The 15,605-nt window shown below is 57.5% G+C and carries 16 protein-coding genes; 12 read left to right on the top strand and 4 right to left on the bottom strand.

Features of this window, described 5'->3' with window-relative positions; all coding sequences use genetic code 11:
- Positions 1-199 precede the first annotated feature (199 nt).
- The 4 genes from AC3DKS_RS00350 to AC3DKS_RS00335 all read left to right on the top strand — a co-directional run bounded on the left by AC3DKS_RS00350 (position 200) and on the right by AC3DKS_RS00335 (position 3,200).
- A complete protein-coding gene (locus AC3DKS_RS00350; protein WP_015754499.1) occupies positions 200-778 on the top strand; it encodes a hypothetical protein in 579 nt (192 codons plus the stop codon).
- Between the two features lie 152 nt (positions 779-930).
- Positions 931-1,440 carry a peptide-methionine (R)-S-oxide reductase MsrB gene (msrB, locus tag AC3DKS_RS00345; RefSeq protein WP_272608101.1) on the top strand — a complete coding sequence of 170 codons (510 nt, stop codon included), beginning with the start codon at positions 931-933 and terminating at the stop codon, positions 1,438-1,440.
- Positions 1,441-1,506: 66 nt separating this feature from the next.
- Positions 1,507-2,898, top strand: coding sequence for a dihydrolipoyl dehydrogenase (gene lpdA / locus AC3DKS_RS00340; protein WP_272608100.1), 1,392 nt, complete (start codon positions 1,507-1,509; stop codon positions 2,896-2,898).
- A gap of 23 nt (positions 2,899-2,921) precedes the next feature.
- Complete coding sequence (locus AC3DKS_RS00335; RefSeq protein WP_041327144.1) at positions 2,922-3,200, top strand: DUF3817 domain-containing protein; 279 nt, start codon at positions 2,922-2,924, stop codon at positions 3,198-3,200.
- On the opposite strand, the gene aroQ is transcribed toward AC3DKS_RS00335, so the two are convergent.
- Entirely contained in the window at positions 3,197-3,616 is a 420-nt protein-coding gene (aroQ, locus tag AC3DKS_RS00330; RefSeq protein WP_272608099.1) for a type II 3-dehydroquinate dehydratase, read from the bottom strand. The genes AC3DKS_RS00335 and aroQ overlap by 4 nt on opposite strands.
- A gap of 153 nt (positions 3,617-3,769) precedes the next feature.
- Between aroQ and xerD the strand changes: the two genes are divergently transcribed.
- The 4 genes from xerD (at position 3,770) to AC3DKS_RS00310 (ending at position 7,417) form a co-directional block, all read left to right on the top strand.
- Positions 3,770-4,672, top strand: coding sequence for a site-specific tyrosine recombinase XerD (xerD, locus tag AC3DKS_RS00325; RefSeq protein WP_272608098.1), 903 nt, complete (start codon positions 3,770-3,772; stop codon positions 4,670-4,672).
- A 77-nt stretch (positions 4,673-4,749) separates the two neighbouring features.
- Entirely contained in the window at positions 4,750-6,162 is a 1,413-nt protein-coding gene (locus tag AC3DKS_RS00320; RefSeq protein ID WP_272608097.1) for an amidohydrolase, read from the top strand.
- 105 nt (positions 6,163-6,267) lie between these two features.
- A complete protein-coding gene (locus AC3DKS_RS00315) occupies positions 6,268-6,762 on the top strand; it encodes an RNA polymerase sigma factor (protein ID WP_272608096.1) in 495 nt (164 codons plus the stop codon).
- 4 nt (positions 6,763-6,766) lie between these two features.
- Positions 6,767-7,417: a hypothetical protein gene (locus AC3DKS_RS00310; RefSeq protein ID WP_015754491.1), complete on the top strand. Its 651-nt coding sequence runs from the start codon at positions 6,767-6,769 to the stop codon at positions 7,415-7,417.
- A 96-nt stretch (positions 7,418-7,513) separates the two neighbouring features.
- Here the strand turns inward: AC3DKS_RS00310 and AC3DKS_RS00305 are convergent, their stop codons facing one another.
- Together AC3DKS_RS00305 and AC3DKS_RS00300 are read right to left on the bottom strand one after the other, a co-directional pair.
- A complete protein-coding gene (locus AC3DKS_RS00305; RefSeq protein ID WP_015754490.1) occupies positions 7,514-8,344 on the bottom strand; it encodes a lysophospholipid acyltransferase family protein in 831 nt (276 codons plus the stop codon).
- Positions 8,345-8,370: 26 nt separating this feature from the next.
- Positions 8,371-9,012 carry an NUDIX hydrolase gene (locus tag AC3DKS_RS00300; RefSeq protein WP_272608095.1) on the bottom strand — a complete coding sequence of 214 codons (642 nt, stop codon included), beginning with the start codon at positions 9,010-9,012 and terminating at the stop codon, positions 8,371-8,373.
- Between AC3DKS_RS00300 and AC3DKS_RS00295 the strand changes: the two genes are divergently transcribed.
- Positions 9,011-9,757: a peptidylprolyl isomerase gene (locus tag AC3DKS_RS00295; RefSeq protein WP_272608094.1), complete on the top strand. Its 747-nt coding sequence runs from the start codon at positions 9,011-9,013 to the stop codon at positions 9,755-9,757. The genes AC3DKS_RS00300 and AC3DKS_RS00295 overlap by 2 nt on opposite strands.
- Here the strand turns inward: AC3DKS_RS00295 and AC3DKS_RS00290 are convergent, their stop codons facing one another.
- Positions 9,758-10,378, bottom strand: coding sequence for a trimeric intracellular cation channel family protein (locus AC3DKS_RS00290; RefSeq protein ID WP_015754487.1), 621 nt, complete (start codon positions 10,376-10,378; stop codon positions 9,758-9,760).
- Positions 10,379-10,470: 92 nt separating this feature from the next.
- Between AC3DKS_RS00290 and AC3DKS_RS00285 the strand changes: the two genes are divergently transcribed.
- From AC3DKS_RS00285 to AC3DKS_RS00275, 3 genes are all read left to right on the top strand, one after another.
- Entirely contained in the window at positions 10,471-11,928 is a 1,458-nt protein-coding gene (locus tag AC3DKS_RS00285) for a glycosyltransferase (RefSeq protein WP_015754486.1), read from the top strand.
- A 32-nt stretch (positions 11,929-11,960) separates the two neighbouring features.
- Complete coding sequence (locus AC3DKS_RS00280) at positions 11,961-13,262, top strand: Zn-dependent hydrolase (protein ID WP_015754485.1); 1,302 nt, start codon at positions 11,961-11,963, stop codon at positions 13,260-13,262.
- Between the two features lie 129 nt (positions 13,263-13,391).
- A complete protein-coding gene (locus AC3DKS_RS00275; protein WP_015754484.1) occupies positions 13,392-15,584 on the top strand; it encodes a M28 family metallopeptidase in 2,193 nt (730 codons plus the stop codon).
- Positions 15,585-15,605: the final 21 nt, after the last annotated feature.

Here is a 15,605-nt window from a genome sequence, read left to right as displayed (position 1 = left end):
GGCTGCGATAGGCGGCAACCTCCTTCCGGGGGTATTCGGGGACGCCGTCTCCCCGGTTTTTTTACTTTTTCCAAACCCGTTGGAATCCACCAATCCCGGTATACGACGTCCTTAAATAACATTTTTGGAACGCTTTTTGTCTTTACCTTGTGAAAACGGGACCTTTCCAGTTCCGTCAAAACCAAAAAAATCGATCATTATGCAAAAAATCAACGCACTTCTCAGTCTTATACTGGTCCTTGTAATCAGTTCCTGTGAGGGTCCTGCCGGCCCTCCCGGCCCCCCCGGTTTTGATGGGGTAGACGGGCTCGACGGCCTGGACGGTGTCAACATCCTGGGCCAGGTTTACGATATCACCGGTGATTTCACCCCCGGAAACGACTACAGTCTCTTCTCTGAATTCGCAGTGGATGCGCCGTCGGTGGAAGTCTTTGAAACGGATGTGGTACTGGTCTATATCCTCTGGGACCAACTCGACGACCCGGACGGCGGCGCCCCGATTGACCTGTGGCGCCTCCTGCCCCAGACCCGCCTGCTGGACCAGGGTATCCTGCAGTACAATTACGACCACACCTTCCTGGATGTGAGTATTTTCATGGAAGCCGATTTTGACCTGGGCACCCTGCCGCCTGCGGATACGGATAACCAGACCTTCCGGATCGCGATCCTCCCCGCCGACGGGGTAAGCCAGGCAGGAATCGACGTGGCCGATATGCAGGCTGTCCTGGACTACATGAATGTACAGGCAGCGGATATCCCCGTGGTTTCCCCAAAATAACCCGGGGCAGGACGCGGGCAGGGCGAATCGGATGCCCCATGGCACTGCGCCATACCATGAACGAAACACCCCCCCGGCATTCCCGGGGGTTTTTTTATGGCGTATATTTGAAAGGAATGCCCGACAGTTTCGTCGAATAAAAAAACACCTCTATGAAATTGAAATACATCTGCTTCCTGATTGCTGCCCTGCTCCTTGCGAGCTGCCGGGGGCAATCCGGGGAAAAAGACGCTGCAACGACCCAGGACGGGCCGGCCGTAGCCGAAAATTTTAAAGTACAGAAAACCGAAGCCGAGTGGCGGGCGGAATTGACGGACCTGGAATTCTACATCCTGCGCAAAGCCGGAACGGAAAACCCCGGGTCCAGCGACTTGCTGAATAACAAACAGGCCGGGACCTACGTCTGCGCCGGTTGCCAGACCCCGGTTTTCCGGAGCGAACACAAATTCGATTCCGGGACCGGCTGGCCGAGTTTCGACCGGGAAATTGAGGGCAATGTGGCCTATAGTGTGGATACCGCCTTCGGGATGACCCGGACGGAAGAACACTGCGCGGTCTGCGGTGGTCACCTGGGCCATGTTTTCGACGACGGCCCCCGCCAAACCACCGGTAAAAGGCATTGTATCAACGGTGCCGCCCTGGACTTTATCCCGGCGCAATAAACCCCCGGTAGCATTCGGATGGGTTTCGTACCTTTGCCCGTGAAAAATCAGCGAAACAATTCATCTATGAGCAGCTTTGACGTACTAGTTCTCGGCAGCGGGCCCGGCGGGTATGTAACCGCCATCCGCGCATCCCAACTCGGTTTTAAAACCGCCATTGTAGAAAAGGAAAGCCTGGGGGGCGTTTGCCTCAACTGGGGCTGTATCCCCACCAAGGCGCTGCTGAAATCGGCCCAGGTGTTTGAATACCTGCAACATGCAGGCGATTACGGCCTCAGCGTGGAAGGCGCCGATAAGGATTTCGGGGCCGTGGTAAAGCGGAGCCGTAGCGTGGCCGACGGGATGAGCAAAGGCGTGCAGTTCCTCATGAAGAAGAATAAAATTGAAGTGCTCCAAGGTTTTGGCACGCTGAAACCGGGGAAAAAAGTAAGCGTCAAAGATGCCGACGGCAAGGAAACCACCTACGAGGCCTCGCATATCATCATCGCTACGGGCGCGAAGAGCCGTGAACTCCCGAGCCTCCCCCAGGACGGGAAGAAAATCATCGGGTACCGCGAAGCGATGACCCTGGAGAAGCAACCCAAAAAGATGATCGTCGTAGGGAGCGGGGCCATCGGTATCGAATTTGCCTACTTCTACAACGCGATGGGCACTGAGGTAACCGTGGTGGAATTCCTGCCGAATATCGTCCCTGTTGAGGACGAAGAAGTTTCCAAGCAACTCGAACGCAGTTTTAAAAAGGCCGGGGTCAAGGTGATGACTTCCTCGGAAGTCACCAAGGTGGATACATCCGGGGACGGGGTCAAGGCCACCGTCAAGACTTCCAAGGGGGAACAAACCCTGGAGGCAGACATCGTGTTGTCGGCTGTGGGCATCAAGACGAATATCGAAAATATCGGGCTCGAGGACGTGGGAATTGCCACGGACCGCGACAAGATCATGGTCAATGACTATTACCAGACCAACATCCCGGGATACTATGCCATCGGCGACGTCACCCCGGGGCCTGCCCTGGCGCATGTGGCCTCTGCCGAAGGCATCCTGTGCGTGGAGAAAATTGCAGGTATGCACGTAGAACCCCTGGACTACGGCAACATCCCCGGTTGTACCTATTGCATGCCGGAAGTGGCGTCCGTCGGGATGACGGAGGCCCAGGCAAGGGAAGCGGGATACGACGTGAAGGTGGGTAAGTTCCCGTTTTCAGCCAGCGGCAAGGCGAAGGCCTCCGGAAACCCGGATGGTTTCGTCAAGGTGATTTTCGATGCAAAATACGGGGAGTGGCTCGGTTGCCATATGATTGGGGCCGGGGTCACCGACATGATTGCCGAAGCCGTAGTGGGCCGGAAACTCGAAACCACCGGGCACGAAATCCTCAAAGCGGTGCACCCGCACCCCACTATGAGCGAGGCGGTCATGGAAGCCGTGGCAGATGCCTATGACGAAGTAATCCACTTGTAATACCCCGGTCCGGCCGCGCCCCTATGCTATCGATTTTCAGGATTCTCGCAATTTTGGAAGGCATCAGCTTCCTGCTGCTTTTCGGCCTTACCATGCCGCTGAAATACTGGGCGGGTATTGGTGAGCCCAACCAATATGTAGGGTACGCACATGGATTCCTTTTTATCGGGTATGTGGCGCTCGCACTGGTGGTGTGGAAGGAACAGGGATGGGGGTGGAAGATCCTCGCCTGGCTTCTGCTGGCCTCCCTCCTGCCCTTTGGCACGTTTTACCTGGACAGCCGCTTTCTCGGCAAGGTCTAATCCGGGAGGAAACTCCGGATAGCCAGGTCGTAGCCTTTGAGCCCGAATCCAAAGATGACCCCTTTGGCTCCGGGAGAGACATAGGATGCGTGCCTGAAGGACTCCCTTTCCGCTACGTTGGAAATATGGACTTCCACCACCGGGGTTTCCACAGCCCTGACGGCGTCGCCAATCCCGACTGAGGTATGGGTATAGGCGGCGGCGTTCAGGATGATGCCGTCGTAATCAAATCCCGTTTCCTGGATCTTGCCGATAATTTCCCCTTCGATATTCGACTGGAAGTATTCGAGCTGCACGTCTTTGAACCGAAACTGCAATTCGCTGAAATACGCTTCAAAGGTGGTGTTGCCGTAGACCTCCGGTTCCCGCTTGCCCAGCAGGTTCAGGTTGGGTCCGTTGATGATGATGAGCTTCATGGGGTAAATGTAGCAAAAAACCACAAGCGGCCCGGGCAGCAGCATTCGAAGTGGATGCATCAAACAAAGCCGGAGCCAGCGCGAAATAGCCAAAATGGAACGGGACCTGCGCGGAGCCGTTGTCTTTGGGAGGGTAACCGTTATCTTTGGGAGGTGAACTGGGAAGAGGCCATAACGGATTACCTGCACTACCTTCGGCTGGAAAGGGGGCTTTCCGAGAATTCCGTTCGGAGCTACCGCAGGGATGTCCGCAAACTGGCCGGATACCTCGCGGAAAATGAACCGGGTATCACACCCAAATCCATCGACCGAAAAGATATCGAGGCCTTTATCCACCATGTTGGCACCGACCTGAAGGCCCGTTCGCAGGCCCGGCTGATCTCGGGGCTCAAGGGCTTCTTCGGCTACCTGATTTTTGAAGGGTATCGCAAGGACAACCCCATGGACCTCATCGAGGCGCCCAAACTGGGAAGAAAGCTTCCGGACACACTCTCCGTGGAAGAAATCGACCGCCTGGTAGCGAAGATCGACCGGTCGGCCCCGGAGGGCGAACGCAACCTGGCGATCCTGGAGACCCTTTACGGATGCGGGCTGCGCGTTTCCGAGTTGCTGGGGCTCCGCCTGAGCGATTTATTTTTTGACGAGGGCTTTATTAAGGTAACCGGCAAGGGCAGCAAAGACCGGTTTGTGCCGGTTGGGCCCTATAACCGGGAATGTATCCTCCGGTATATCCGCGAAGTACGCCCCCACCAACAGCCGCAAGCCGGCTTTGAGGACGTCGTGTTCCTCAATCGACGGGGCCGGGGGCTCAGCCGGGCCATGATTTTCACCATAATCCGGGACCTGGCCGCACGGGCCGGCCTCCGGAAAAACGTCAGCCCGCACACCTTCCGGCATTCCTTTGCCACCCATTTGTTACAGAATGGGGCGGATATCCGGGCCATCCAGCAAATGCTGGGACATGAAAGCATCACCACCACAGAGGTTTATATGCACGTAGACCGAACCCACCTGGCCGAGGTGGTCCGGGAGCACCATCCCCGGAAATTCAGCTAGGGCGACATGGACCCGGGAATTCCTTACCTCAGGAACGCTGAATTCGTATCTTTAGGCATTCCAACAAAACACAACCGATGAGAAAGATTTACACTTTGATCCTGGGGGCTGCCTCCCTGGTGGCTACCGCCCAGGAAGACGTTATGAACCAACTGGATGCCCGTTCCGGGGAGTATGCCGACATCGCCCTGCAGATATGGGACTGGGCCGAGATGGGCTATCAGGAAGAACAGAGCGCCGCCCTGCTCCAGGAGACCCTGGAGGACGCCGGGTTCAGCATTCGCAAAGGCGTGGCCGGCATCCCGACGGCATTTGTAGCCGAATACGGGAGCGGGTCGCCGGTTATCGGAATCCTGGGCGAATACGATGCATTGCCCGGGTTATCCCAGAAGGCCGTCCCGAAAAAGGAACCGGCCGGCGGGGTTGCAGGCCATGCCTGTGGCCACCATCTATTCGGAACGGCGTCTGCAGCCGCAGCCATTGCCGTCAAAGACTGGATCCGGGCTAACGGGGGCCAGGGGACCATTCGTTTTTACGGGTGTCCTGCCGAAGAAGGCGGGTCCGGGAAGGTGTACATGACGCGAGCCGGGCTATTCGATGACCTGGATGCCGCCCTGCACTGGCACCCCGGTTCCATGAATGCCGCCAATGCGGGTGCCGCCCTGGCCAACAAATCGGCCAAATTCCGCTTCCACGGGGTTTCGGCCCACGCAGCCGGGTCTCCGGAACGCGGCCGTTCCGCCCTGGACGGGGTGGAGGCGATGAACATGATGGTGAACATGATGCGCGAACACATTCCCCAGGAGACCCGGATCCACTATGTGATCACCGACGGCGGCAAGGCCCCCAACGTGGTGCCGGACTTCGCAGAGGTTTACTACTACGCCCGCCACAACACCCGGGACGTGGTTGTCGAGGTATTCGACCGGATCGTGAAAGCTGCGGAAGGGGCTGCCCTGGGCACAGGCACCACCATGGATTATGAAATGATCGGGGGCACCCACGAGCTCTTGCCGAACCTGGCCCTGCAACGCGTGATGTACGAGAACCTGGTGGAGATCGGCGGGATGACCTATACGCCCGAGGAAAAAGCCTTTGCCGAGCAGATCGCCGCCTCCCTGGGACAGGAGTCCCTGGATGCCGAGACAGCCGCCACCGTGATGCCGTTCCGCGAAACGGCCCGGGCCTATGGTTCCACGGATGTGGGGGATGTGAGTTTTGCCGTACCAACCGTGGGGCTCAGCACAGCCACATGGGTCCCCGGCACCCCGGCCCATTCCTGGCAGGCAGTAGCTGCCGGCGGAACCTCGATTGGGCTGAAAGGCATGATGATCGCCGCCAAGACCCTGGCAAAAACCGCCATCGACCTGTACGAAGACCCGGAAACCCTCCAGGCCGCCCGGGCGGAATTCCTGGAACGCCGGGGCTCCGACTTTAAATATGTCCCGCTCCTGGGAGACCGGGAACCCGCGCTGAATTACCGGGACTAACGCGATACTTCCGGGCTGAAGGGATCCCCCGGGATCCCTTTTTTTAGTTTCCGGATGTAACATTTCGCCCAATTGGGCTACCAATCTTTACGATAACCAACCCGCGTGACGAAAGAACTGGAACATCAATTTGTTTCCGAACTGGAAGCCAACCAAAATATCGTGCACAAGGTCTGCAGCCTGTACACGGATAACCGGGAGGCCCACAACGACCTGTTTCAGGAGATCACCATCCAGCTCTGGAAGGCTTACCCGAAATTCCGGGGAGACTCCAAGTTCAGCACCTGGATGTACCGCGTGGCGCTGAATACGGCCATCACGCTGTACCGAAAATCCAGGAAACAGCCTAAAACGCAGGCCTTTGATACGGTGCTCTACAAGGTGAAAGCCGAGGAATACGACCCCACACAGGAACGGCAGCTCAACCTGATGTACAGCGCCATCCGGGAACTGGGGGATATTGACAAGGCCCTGGTATTCCTGTACCTGGAGGATAAAAACTACGCCGAGATTTCGGATACCCTGGGCATCAGCGAGGTAAATGCGCGCGTAAAGATGAGCCGGATCAAAACCAAACTTCGAACCATTCTCAACCCCTGAAGCTATGATGGATGAACTGGAATTACTGAAACAGGACTGGCAGAAGCGGGAGAAGGAAATGCCCCGCCTGACCTATGACGAGATCCACCGGATGATCTGGAAAAAATCCTCGTCGGTGGTCCGCTGGATTTTCTACATCAGCATCATCGAATTTATTGTCCCCCACCTGCTCTATCTCCTGCCTTCCTTCCGCAGCGGGATGAATTACGACGTGGCCGGCAGCCTGGGGATCCGGATCCCGCTGATTGTACTAACGGTCATCCAGTACGGGGTGGCCCTCTATTTTATTCTGCAATTTTATAAGCGCTACCGGGAAATTTCCGTGCTCGACAGCGCAGGCAAGTTGATGAACCGCATTATCCGCACCCGGAAAACCGTTCGGAATTACGTGGTATTCTGCCTGAGCATGATCCTGGTATTCTTCGGCGTGTTTATCTGGGGGATGGTCTTAAGCGACGATCTGATTGAAGCGCTCCACCTGCATCCGGACGGCCAGGTAGACCCGGATCGCCTGAAATGGATTGTGGTGGGCATCATGTCGGTGGCCGGCATAGTATTTACGGCGGTAATGGGCGGGATTTACTTTTTGCTCTACGGGCTGCTCACCCGGAAGTTGTACCGCAATTACAAAGATCTCCGCCGCATGGAGGGTTAACCAGCCCAACCGGGACAGGCGTTTTCCATCCGGGGCAGGCGTTCCCAACAGAGGCAGGGATTCCCAACCGGGGCAGGGCTCTTATAAAGTTGCTGTCTATTCCCCGACGGGGGTCTTGGCTTTATTCGGGCGCCACCGGCGGTTTTTATGGTCCGCCTCATAGGCCTTGAGCTCTTCCATAGGGATCACCTTCAGGAAAGACGGGTGCTGCTCAATGGCGTATTCGAGTTTTTCGATAATCGCATCCACCGATTCATTTTCGTAATCGATCTCCAGCGGTGGTTTGATAACCATGGACTGGAGGATCCCCTTCTTTTTGATGTACAGGCCTTTTTTGTCGAAGGAGCGACGAAACCCGTCGATCACAACCGGGACCACCACCGGCTTGTATTTTTTGATAATGTGGGCCGTCCCCTTCCGCAGGGGTTTCCACGGGGTCGTGGTGCCCTGTGGGAAGGTGATCACCCAGCCGTCCTTAAGGGCGGTGCCGATGTTGGTGATATCGCTCATCTTTACCTGCCGCTTGACGTTTTTGCCCTCCGCCCGCCAGGTCCGCTCAATGCTGATTGAACCCGCATAGGCGAGTATTTTGGTCAGCAGACTCTTTCCCATGGTCTCCTTGGCGGCCACATAGTAAATATTGAGTTTCGGGTTCCAGAGATAGCCGATGTTCTTGATGGAGTCCTCCCGCCCGCTGAGGCTCGCATTAAAGACGTGGAACATGGCCACCACGTCCGCAAAGTAGGTCTGGTGGTTGCTGACAAAAAGCACCCCGGTCTCCGGAAGGGAGCGAATGACGTCCGACCCCTCGATCTCCAGTTTGTTGAAGCCTTTGTACCGCTGGTGCGTAAACAGCCCCATGACGCGGATCAACCACTTTTTCAGGAACAGGATATGTCCGAATGGATTCTTTTTAAATAATCCCATAGGAAGGCTAAAATACAAAAATAGGTTCAGAGCACCTCCTCCAGGAGGCTTTTCAGCTCATTGAGCATCATGGCTGTCGCCCCCCATACCACATGGCCGTTCAGCAGAAAGGCGGGTACCTCAATGTCCGTTGCGTACGAGGTTGTCATCCGTCGCACCTCCAGGAATTCCCTGGAAAGCAACTGGGTCACAGGGACTTCGATCAGCTCGGCCACCTCGGACTCCTGCCGTCGGAAATCCGGCCGCCCGGCACTCAGTCCCACAAACGGGCTGACCTCAAAATTGCTGGGAGGAATATATACCGGACTCAGCGCGCGCACTACGCGGACCTGCCGGGGGGGTACCCCCACTTCCTCCCGGGCTTCCCGCAGGGCGGTATGCTGCAGGTCCGGGTCGTCTGCCTCCTCCTTGCCGCCGGGCAGGGCAATCTGGTTGGAGTGGACCCCCGGGTAGGACGGCCTCCTTATGAGCAACAGGCGGGTTCCCGAATCATGCCCCGGGTAGAATAGCACGAGTACCCCTGCTCTGCGGGGCGATTTTCGCTGTGAATCCAACCCCGCGAGTTCGCGGATCCGCAATTCCGGGGCCATGGCAAGATGCGCCCTGCTGCCCGGTAGGGGAAGATTTTCTATTTTTGAAAGCGAACTGGAAAAATCCTCGAAATTCATGACTTTACTCAAAACAGCCGTCCGGGCACTTGTGCTTTTGGCCCTCCTGGCCGGCTGCAGGGAACAAAGTAAACAAAATAAGCCCGAATCGCCCGATCCGGGAACGGTATCGACAGATAGTGCAGCCCGGGATACGACCGGCGAAAATCCCGTCGGTACTGCCGGGCAGCAGGTGGCGGATTCCGCCGACGCCTTTGAGCTTACCGAGGAGAATGCCATCGATTTCTTTTTCGACTACCAGAAAGACCTGCAAGCAAGCCGGGTCCGGTTGACCACGGACCTCGGGAGTTTTACCATCGAACTGTTCGACAACGTCCCCTACCACAAAGCCAATTTCATCTACCTGACCCGGAAAAAGTACTTCGACAGTACAATGTTCCACCGGGTCGTAAAGGATTTCATCATCCAGGGGGGCAATGCGGACAATGTCAAAACCGCCCGGAAACGCTCGGATATCGGCCGGTACCTGCTGCCCCCGGATACGCGGAAGGGCCATCGGCACCACCGGGGAACCGTCTCCATGCCGTCCAGCGAAATCGATAACCCGCACATGCTCGCTTCGCCTTACGAGTTTTTTATCGTGGTGACGGATCCGGGCTCCTACCATTTGGATGGGGAATACACGCCCTTTGGCCGGGTGGTCGAAGGCATGGATGTGGTGGACGCTATCAACCAGGTGGAAACGGACGACGGCGACTGGCCGATGAAAAACATCTACATCCGCAAGGCGGAAGTGCTGGATTGATTAACCTGCCGGACCGCGGTCCCGGTAGATATTCGGCATCCCGATATGGAAGCGTACCGCGAGCAGCCGGATGAGGATGACCGTCAGGATACCCGCGATGTTGCAATAACCCGGATCGATCCCCCCGGCCAGGAGGACAAAGAACAGGATGCCCCCGGCAATACAGGCCGAGGCGTAGATTTCCCTGCGGAAGATGACCGGGATTTCATTGCAGAGGATGTCGCGGAGCACCCCGCCGAAGCAGGCCGTAATGGTACCCAGGGCAATGCAAATGACCGGCGACAACCCGGCTGCCAGGCCCTTTTCAATCCCCACGAGCGTGTAGAGTCCAATCCCGATCGTATCGAACAGGAAGAGCGATTTGCGCAGGTTCTTCAGGCGGTTCTGGAAAAGCACCGCCAGGACGGTGGTCAGGAGGATGACGTAAACGATATAGGCGTGGCGCATCCAGTCTACCGGGACTTCGCCGACGAGCAGGTCCCGGATGGTCCCGCCCCCGATGGCGGTAACCATGGCGATGATTCCGACCCCGAAAAGGTCCAGGCGCTTTTCCATGGCTACCAGCACCCCGGATATCGCAAAGGCAATCACCCCGAGCATATCAACCGTCGTATAGAGCATCGTGATCTTTTGGCGGCAAATTAAGGAAATTCGACAGAGGCGCAGGATTCGATGGAGTTTTGTACCTTTTAAACCGACACCAAATACCAACTATGCGAAAGATCGAAATCAAGACAGGCCCCAAACTCGAAGACTACCAGGCTTACAGCAGTTTGAGGGGCACTGTGGACTCCTTTTTGGAAACCGTCCCCCAATATGTAGAAAAACTCAAAGGAAAAACCATCTGGATGATCAATTCCACCGCCACCGGCGGCGGGGTGGCAGAAATGGTCCCGAGTCAAATGCGCATCATGCGCGCCATGGGCGTTTCCATCGAATGGATGGTGATTGAGACGGACGATGTGGAATTCTTCAATATCACCAAACGCATCCACAATGCCATCCACGGCAGCGGGGACGGAAAATTCAGTGAATCCGACCGGGACCCCTATGAGCGGGTAAACCGGCACAACCTCCAACAGGCCCTGGACGTCATACAGGACGGGGATGTGGTGGTGATCCACGATCCCCAGCCCATGCCGCTGGCGGGCATGCTCAAAAAACACCGGGATGTCCGCTGCGTCTGGAGGTGCCATATCGGGCTGGACGAATCCAATGAGGTTACCCGGGCCGTATGGAGTTTCCTGCAGCCCTATTTTGGCGATTACGACCATTTTGTGTTCAGCCTGCAGGAGTACGTACTCCCCGAAATTTCCGGGAGAACCGCACTGATTCCCCCGGCCATCGACCCGCTGAGCCATAAAAACCGCATGCTCCAGATGCACAAATGCCTGAGCATCCTGGTGCAGGCCGGCCTGATTGAATCCAGGGAACCACGCCTTTACAACGCCTACAAACACCAGGTTCGGCGGGTGATGCCAGACGGAAGTTTCGGGCAGGTCAACCACCCGGACGATTTTCAGCTTATCTACCGCCCGATAATTACGGAAATTTCCCGTTGGGACCGGCTGAAGGGCTTTAAGCAACTCATGGAAGCCTTTGTCTATATGAAGGAAACCAATGCCCGCCGCACGGATAAGGATGCGCTGGACTACAAGCGGATTCATATGTCTCGCCTGGTACTGGGCGGGCCGGACCCGCTTTTTGTGACGGACGACCCCGAAGGGGCCGAAGTCCTCAAGGAACTTATCGAATACTACCAGTCGCTGGACGGGGAGATCCAAAAGGATATCGCCCTGATGCTCCTCCCCCTGGACAACCCAAAGGAAAATGCCCTGATCGTGAATGCGCTGCAGCGGTATTCTGTCATCGTAGTACAGAATTCCATCCAGGAAGGTTTCGGGCTGACAGCCACGGAAGCCATGTGGAAACGCACGCCCGTGCTCGTTTCCGGGGCCGCGGGCCTGAAATTCCAGGTAAATCACGGGGAAACCGGGTCCATCAACCCGGACCCAACCGATATCCCGCGTCTCGCCGCCGCCATGGAATACATGCTCAGCCACCAGAAAGAGCTCGATAAATGGGGCTTCAATGCCCAGACCCGGGTGGTGGAACGATTTACCCTTTTCAGCCAGATCGAATCCTGGCTCCGATTGCTAAGTGCCGTTTAGGCAAAAAATTTACTTCCCAACGACTACTACCGATGACCCGACATCCGAAAATCCTTGCCCTTACAATACTATTACTCCTGGCGTGCACCCTGCACGCTCAGGAAAACCTGCGCATCGATGCCAACCGCCTGGAGGCGACGCTCATGCAGCTCGCCACATACGGTCGGGATGCCGACGGACAACCCAACCGGGTGGCTTTCAGCGACGGCGACCTTGCCGGGCGCGAGTATGTCCGGGGACTGATGCGCGAAGCCGGGTTAACCGTACGTACAGACGCAGCCGGGAACCTGATCGGAACCCGCCCGGGAACAGAACCGGGCCTTAAACCCCTGGCGATGGGGTCGCATATCGACATGGTCCCCAATGGGGGCAATTACGACGGTTGCGTGGGGTCCCTGGCAGCCATCGAGGTAGCGCGTACGCTTCACGAAAACAACCGGCTTACCCGCCACCCCCTGGAGGTCATCGTCTTTTCCAACGAGGAAGGAGGGGTGATGGGTAGCCGGGCCATGGTCGGGGAATTATCTCCCGGGGCGCTCGCCGTGGCGAACAGTACCGGCTACACCATGGGCGAAGGCATCCAGCGCCTGGGCGGTGACACGCTCAGGCTGGACGAGGCTCGCCGTGAAAAGGGAAGCCTGGCGGCTTTCCTGGAACTGCACATAGAACAGGGGGGAATCCTGGACCGGGAAGGAGAGGATATCGGAATCGTCGAAGGAATCGTCGGGTTAAACTGGTGGGACGTCACTGTGCGCGGAATGGCAAACCACGCCGGGACCACCCCGATGGACCTGCGCAGGGATGCCCTGCTCGCCGCCGCCCGGTTTATCCAGGCGGTCAATGAGGAAGCCCTGGCCATGGACGGCCAACAGGTGGCAACCGTGGGTCGCATCCGGGCCTACCCCGGGGCTCCGAACGTCATCCCCGGACGGGTGGTGCTCAGCCTGGAGATCCGGGACCTGTCTACCGACGTCATCCAGGAACTCTATCGGAAAATCCGGGATCGGGCCATCGGCATTGCGGCCTCGTCGGGGACGTCATTTGAATTTGAAGCCCTGGACACCACCGGGAAACCCGCGCTGACAGCACCCGCCATCCAGCAGGCAATCTCCGGGGCCGCCGGCCAGCTGGGCCTGAGCAGTCGGAAAATGCGGAGCGGGGCCGGGCACGACGCCCAGGATATTGCCCTGATCGCACCCGTGGGCATGATCTTTGTCCCGAGCCAGGGGGGTATCAGTCATTCCCCGGACGAATTCACCTCGGCTGCCGATATGGCCAACGGCGCCAACGTACTGATGCACACGCTGCTGAAACTGGACCAGCAAGACAACTAAAAACCAATGATTCCCAGTCCTATTGCCGGGAACCCGACCTGCCAAAAGCGTTGGACGAGGACTATCCGAACGGGTTGGCCCGCCCTGAAAAAATCAGTTATCTTTACGCGTATCATTTACACGTATTTTATGAGAATTTGGATTATCGCCGGCCTGTTCCTGATGGCCGCCACGGGATCGCACGCCCAGGACATGGTTGGTTTCAGCCCGGAAGCTGCCAGAAAACAGCAGCAAATTGAAGCGGCTTTTGACGCCGAGCTTCGGGTAGCAAACCTGGACGACTGGATGAAACGGATGGCCGACCGGCCCCACTGGGTGGGAACCGAGGCCGGGGCCGAGAATGCCCGTTGGATGAAAAAACAATTTGAATCCTGGGGGTATGATGCACGGATCGATACTTACCAGGTCCTCTTTCCCTACCCCCGGGTTCGCCTCCTGGAGATGACCGCCCCGGAACCTTTTACCGCTGCCCTGGAAGCGGTGGCCGTTGAAGGGGATCCGTATACGGCCCAGGGGGATGCCCTCCTCCCCTCCTACAACGCTTTTTCCACGGACGGGGACGTGGAAGCGGAACTCGTATTTGTCAATTACGGGGTACCGGCCGACTACGAGGAACTGGAAAAACTCGGGATCGACGTGAAGGGGAAGATCGTCATCGCAAAATACTACGGATCCTGGCGGGGGATCAAACCGAAACTGGCCGCTGAGAAAGGCGCCATTGGCTGCATCATCTATTCCGATCCGAAAGACGACGGGTATTACCGAGGCGACGTCTACCCAAAAGGTCCTTTTAAAAATGCCACGGGTGTGCAGCGGGGTTCCGTCATGGATATGCCGCTCTACCCCGGGGACGTACTCACGCCTGGCTACGGGGCTACCGAAGATGCCGAACGGCTCGACAAAGAAGAAGCGCCGACCATCACAAAGATCCCGGTACTGCCTATTTCCTACGCGGATGCAGAGCCCCTGCTGAAAGCCCTGGGCGGACCCGTAGCCCCGGATTCCTGGAGGGGCGCCCTCCCACTAACCTACCACATCGGGCCCGGTCCGGCAAAAGTTCGCCTCAAGCTGGAATTTGAATGGTCGCTGCAACCCGCCCACAACGTTATTGCCACGCTCAAGGGGAGCGAATTCCCAGACCAATGGGTCATCCGGGGCAACCACCACGACGCCTGGGTCCACGGCGCCGCAGACCCGGTTAGCGGGATGGTGGCCCTGATGGAAGAAGCCCGGGCTATCGGGGAGCTCGCCAAAGATGGCAAACGCCCTCGCCGTACGGTGGTCTATTGCGCCTGGGACGCTGAAGAGCCCGGGTTGATTGGCTCCACGGAATGGGTGGAAGACCACCTGGCCGAACTGCGCGAAAAAGCAGTGGCCTATATCAACACCGACGGCAACGGCCGGGGTTTCCTGGGAGCCGGCGGATCCCATTCGCTGCAAACCCTGGTGACGCAGGTGGCCGGGGATGTCCCGGACCCGCAAACGGATGTTTCGGTAAAAGAACGGCGGATAGCAGCCCAGCTTACCCGGGGTGGCGATGCCGAATTCGCCCTTTCCGCCCTGGGGTCGGGTTCCGATTATACCCCGTTTATCCAGCATGCCGGAATCGCATCCCTGAACCTCGGTTTCGGAGGTGAAAATGCCGGGGGGGAGTACCACACCATCTACGATACCTATGCGCATTACACCCGGTTTAAAGACCCCGGGTTCCGCTACGGGGTGGCCCTGGCAAAAACCGCTGGCCGGATTGTCCTCCGGCTGGCCAATGCCGAAATCCTGCCGTTCGACTTCAAACCCTGGCATGCCACCGTCAACGAATACCTCGAGGAGGTAATGCAAACAGCCGATAACCTCCGGGCAGAAGTAGAAAAACACAACAGTCTCGTGGAGCGCAACGCGTACCGCCTCGCGGCCGACCCAACTGAGCCGACAGCAGACCCCGAACTCAAAGCCGCGGTCCCCTACCTGGACTTCTCCCCCTTGCAGAATGCCCTGGCCGGCTTGAAAGAAACGGTTTCCGGTTTGTCCGGGAAGGATTTTACCAAGCTCGCACCGGCGGGCCGGAAACGCCTGAACGACCTTTTGATGCATGCCGAACAACAATTGACGGATGCGGAAGGCCTGCCCCGGAGGTCCTGGTACAAACATCAGATTTACGCTCCCGGATTCTATACGGGTTACGGGGTAAAAACCCTCCCCGGCGTGCGGGAGGCCATCGAACAGAAAAAATGGGACGAAGCCCGGGAACAGATAAACCGGCTGGCCGGGACCCTGGACGGCATGAAGGCGTACCTGCAGCAAATCCATGACCTGGCTCCCTGAATGAATCCAAACTAAACTAAA

It is taken from the genome of Robiginitalea sp., assembly GCF_982776155.1.
This window is presented reverse-complemented; position numbering and strand designations above follow the sequence as displayed.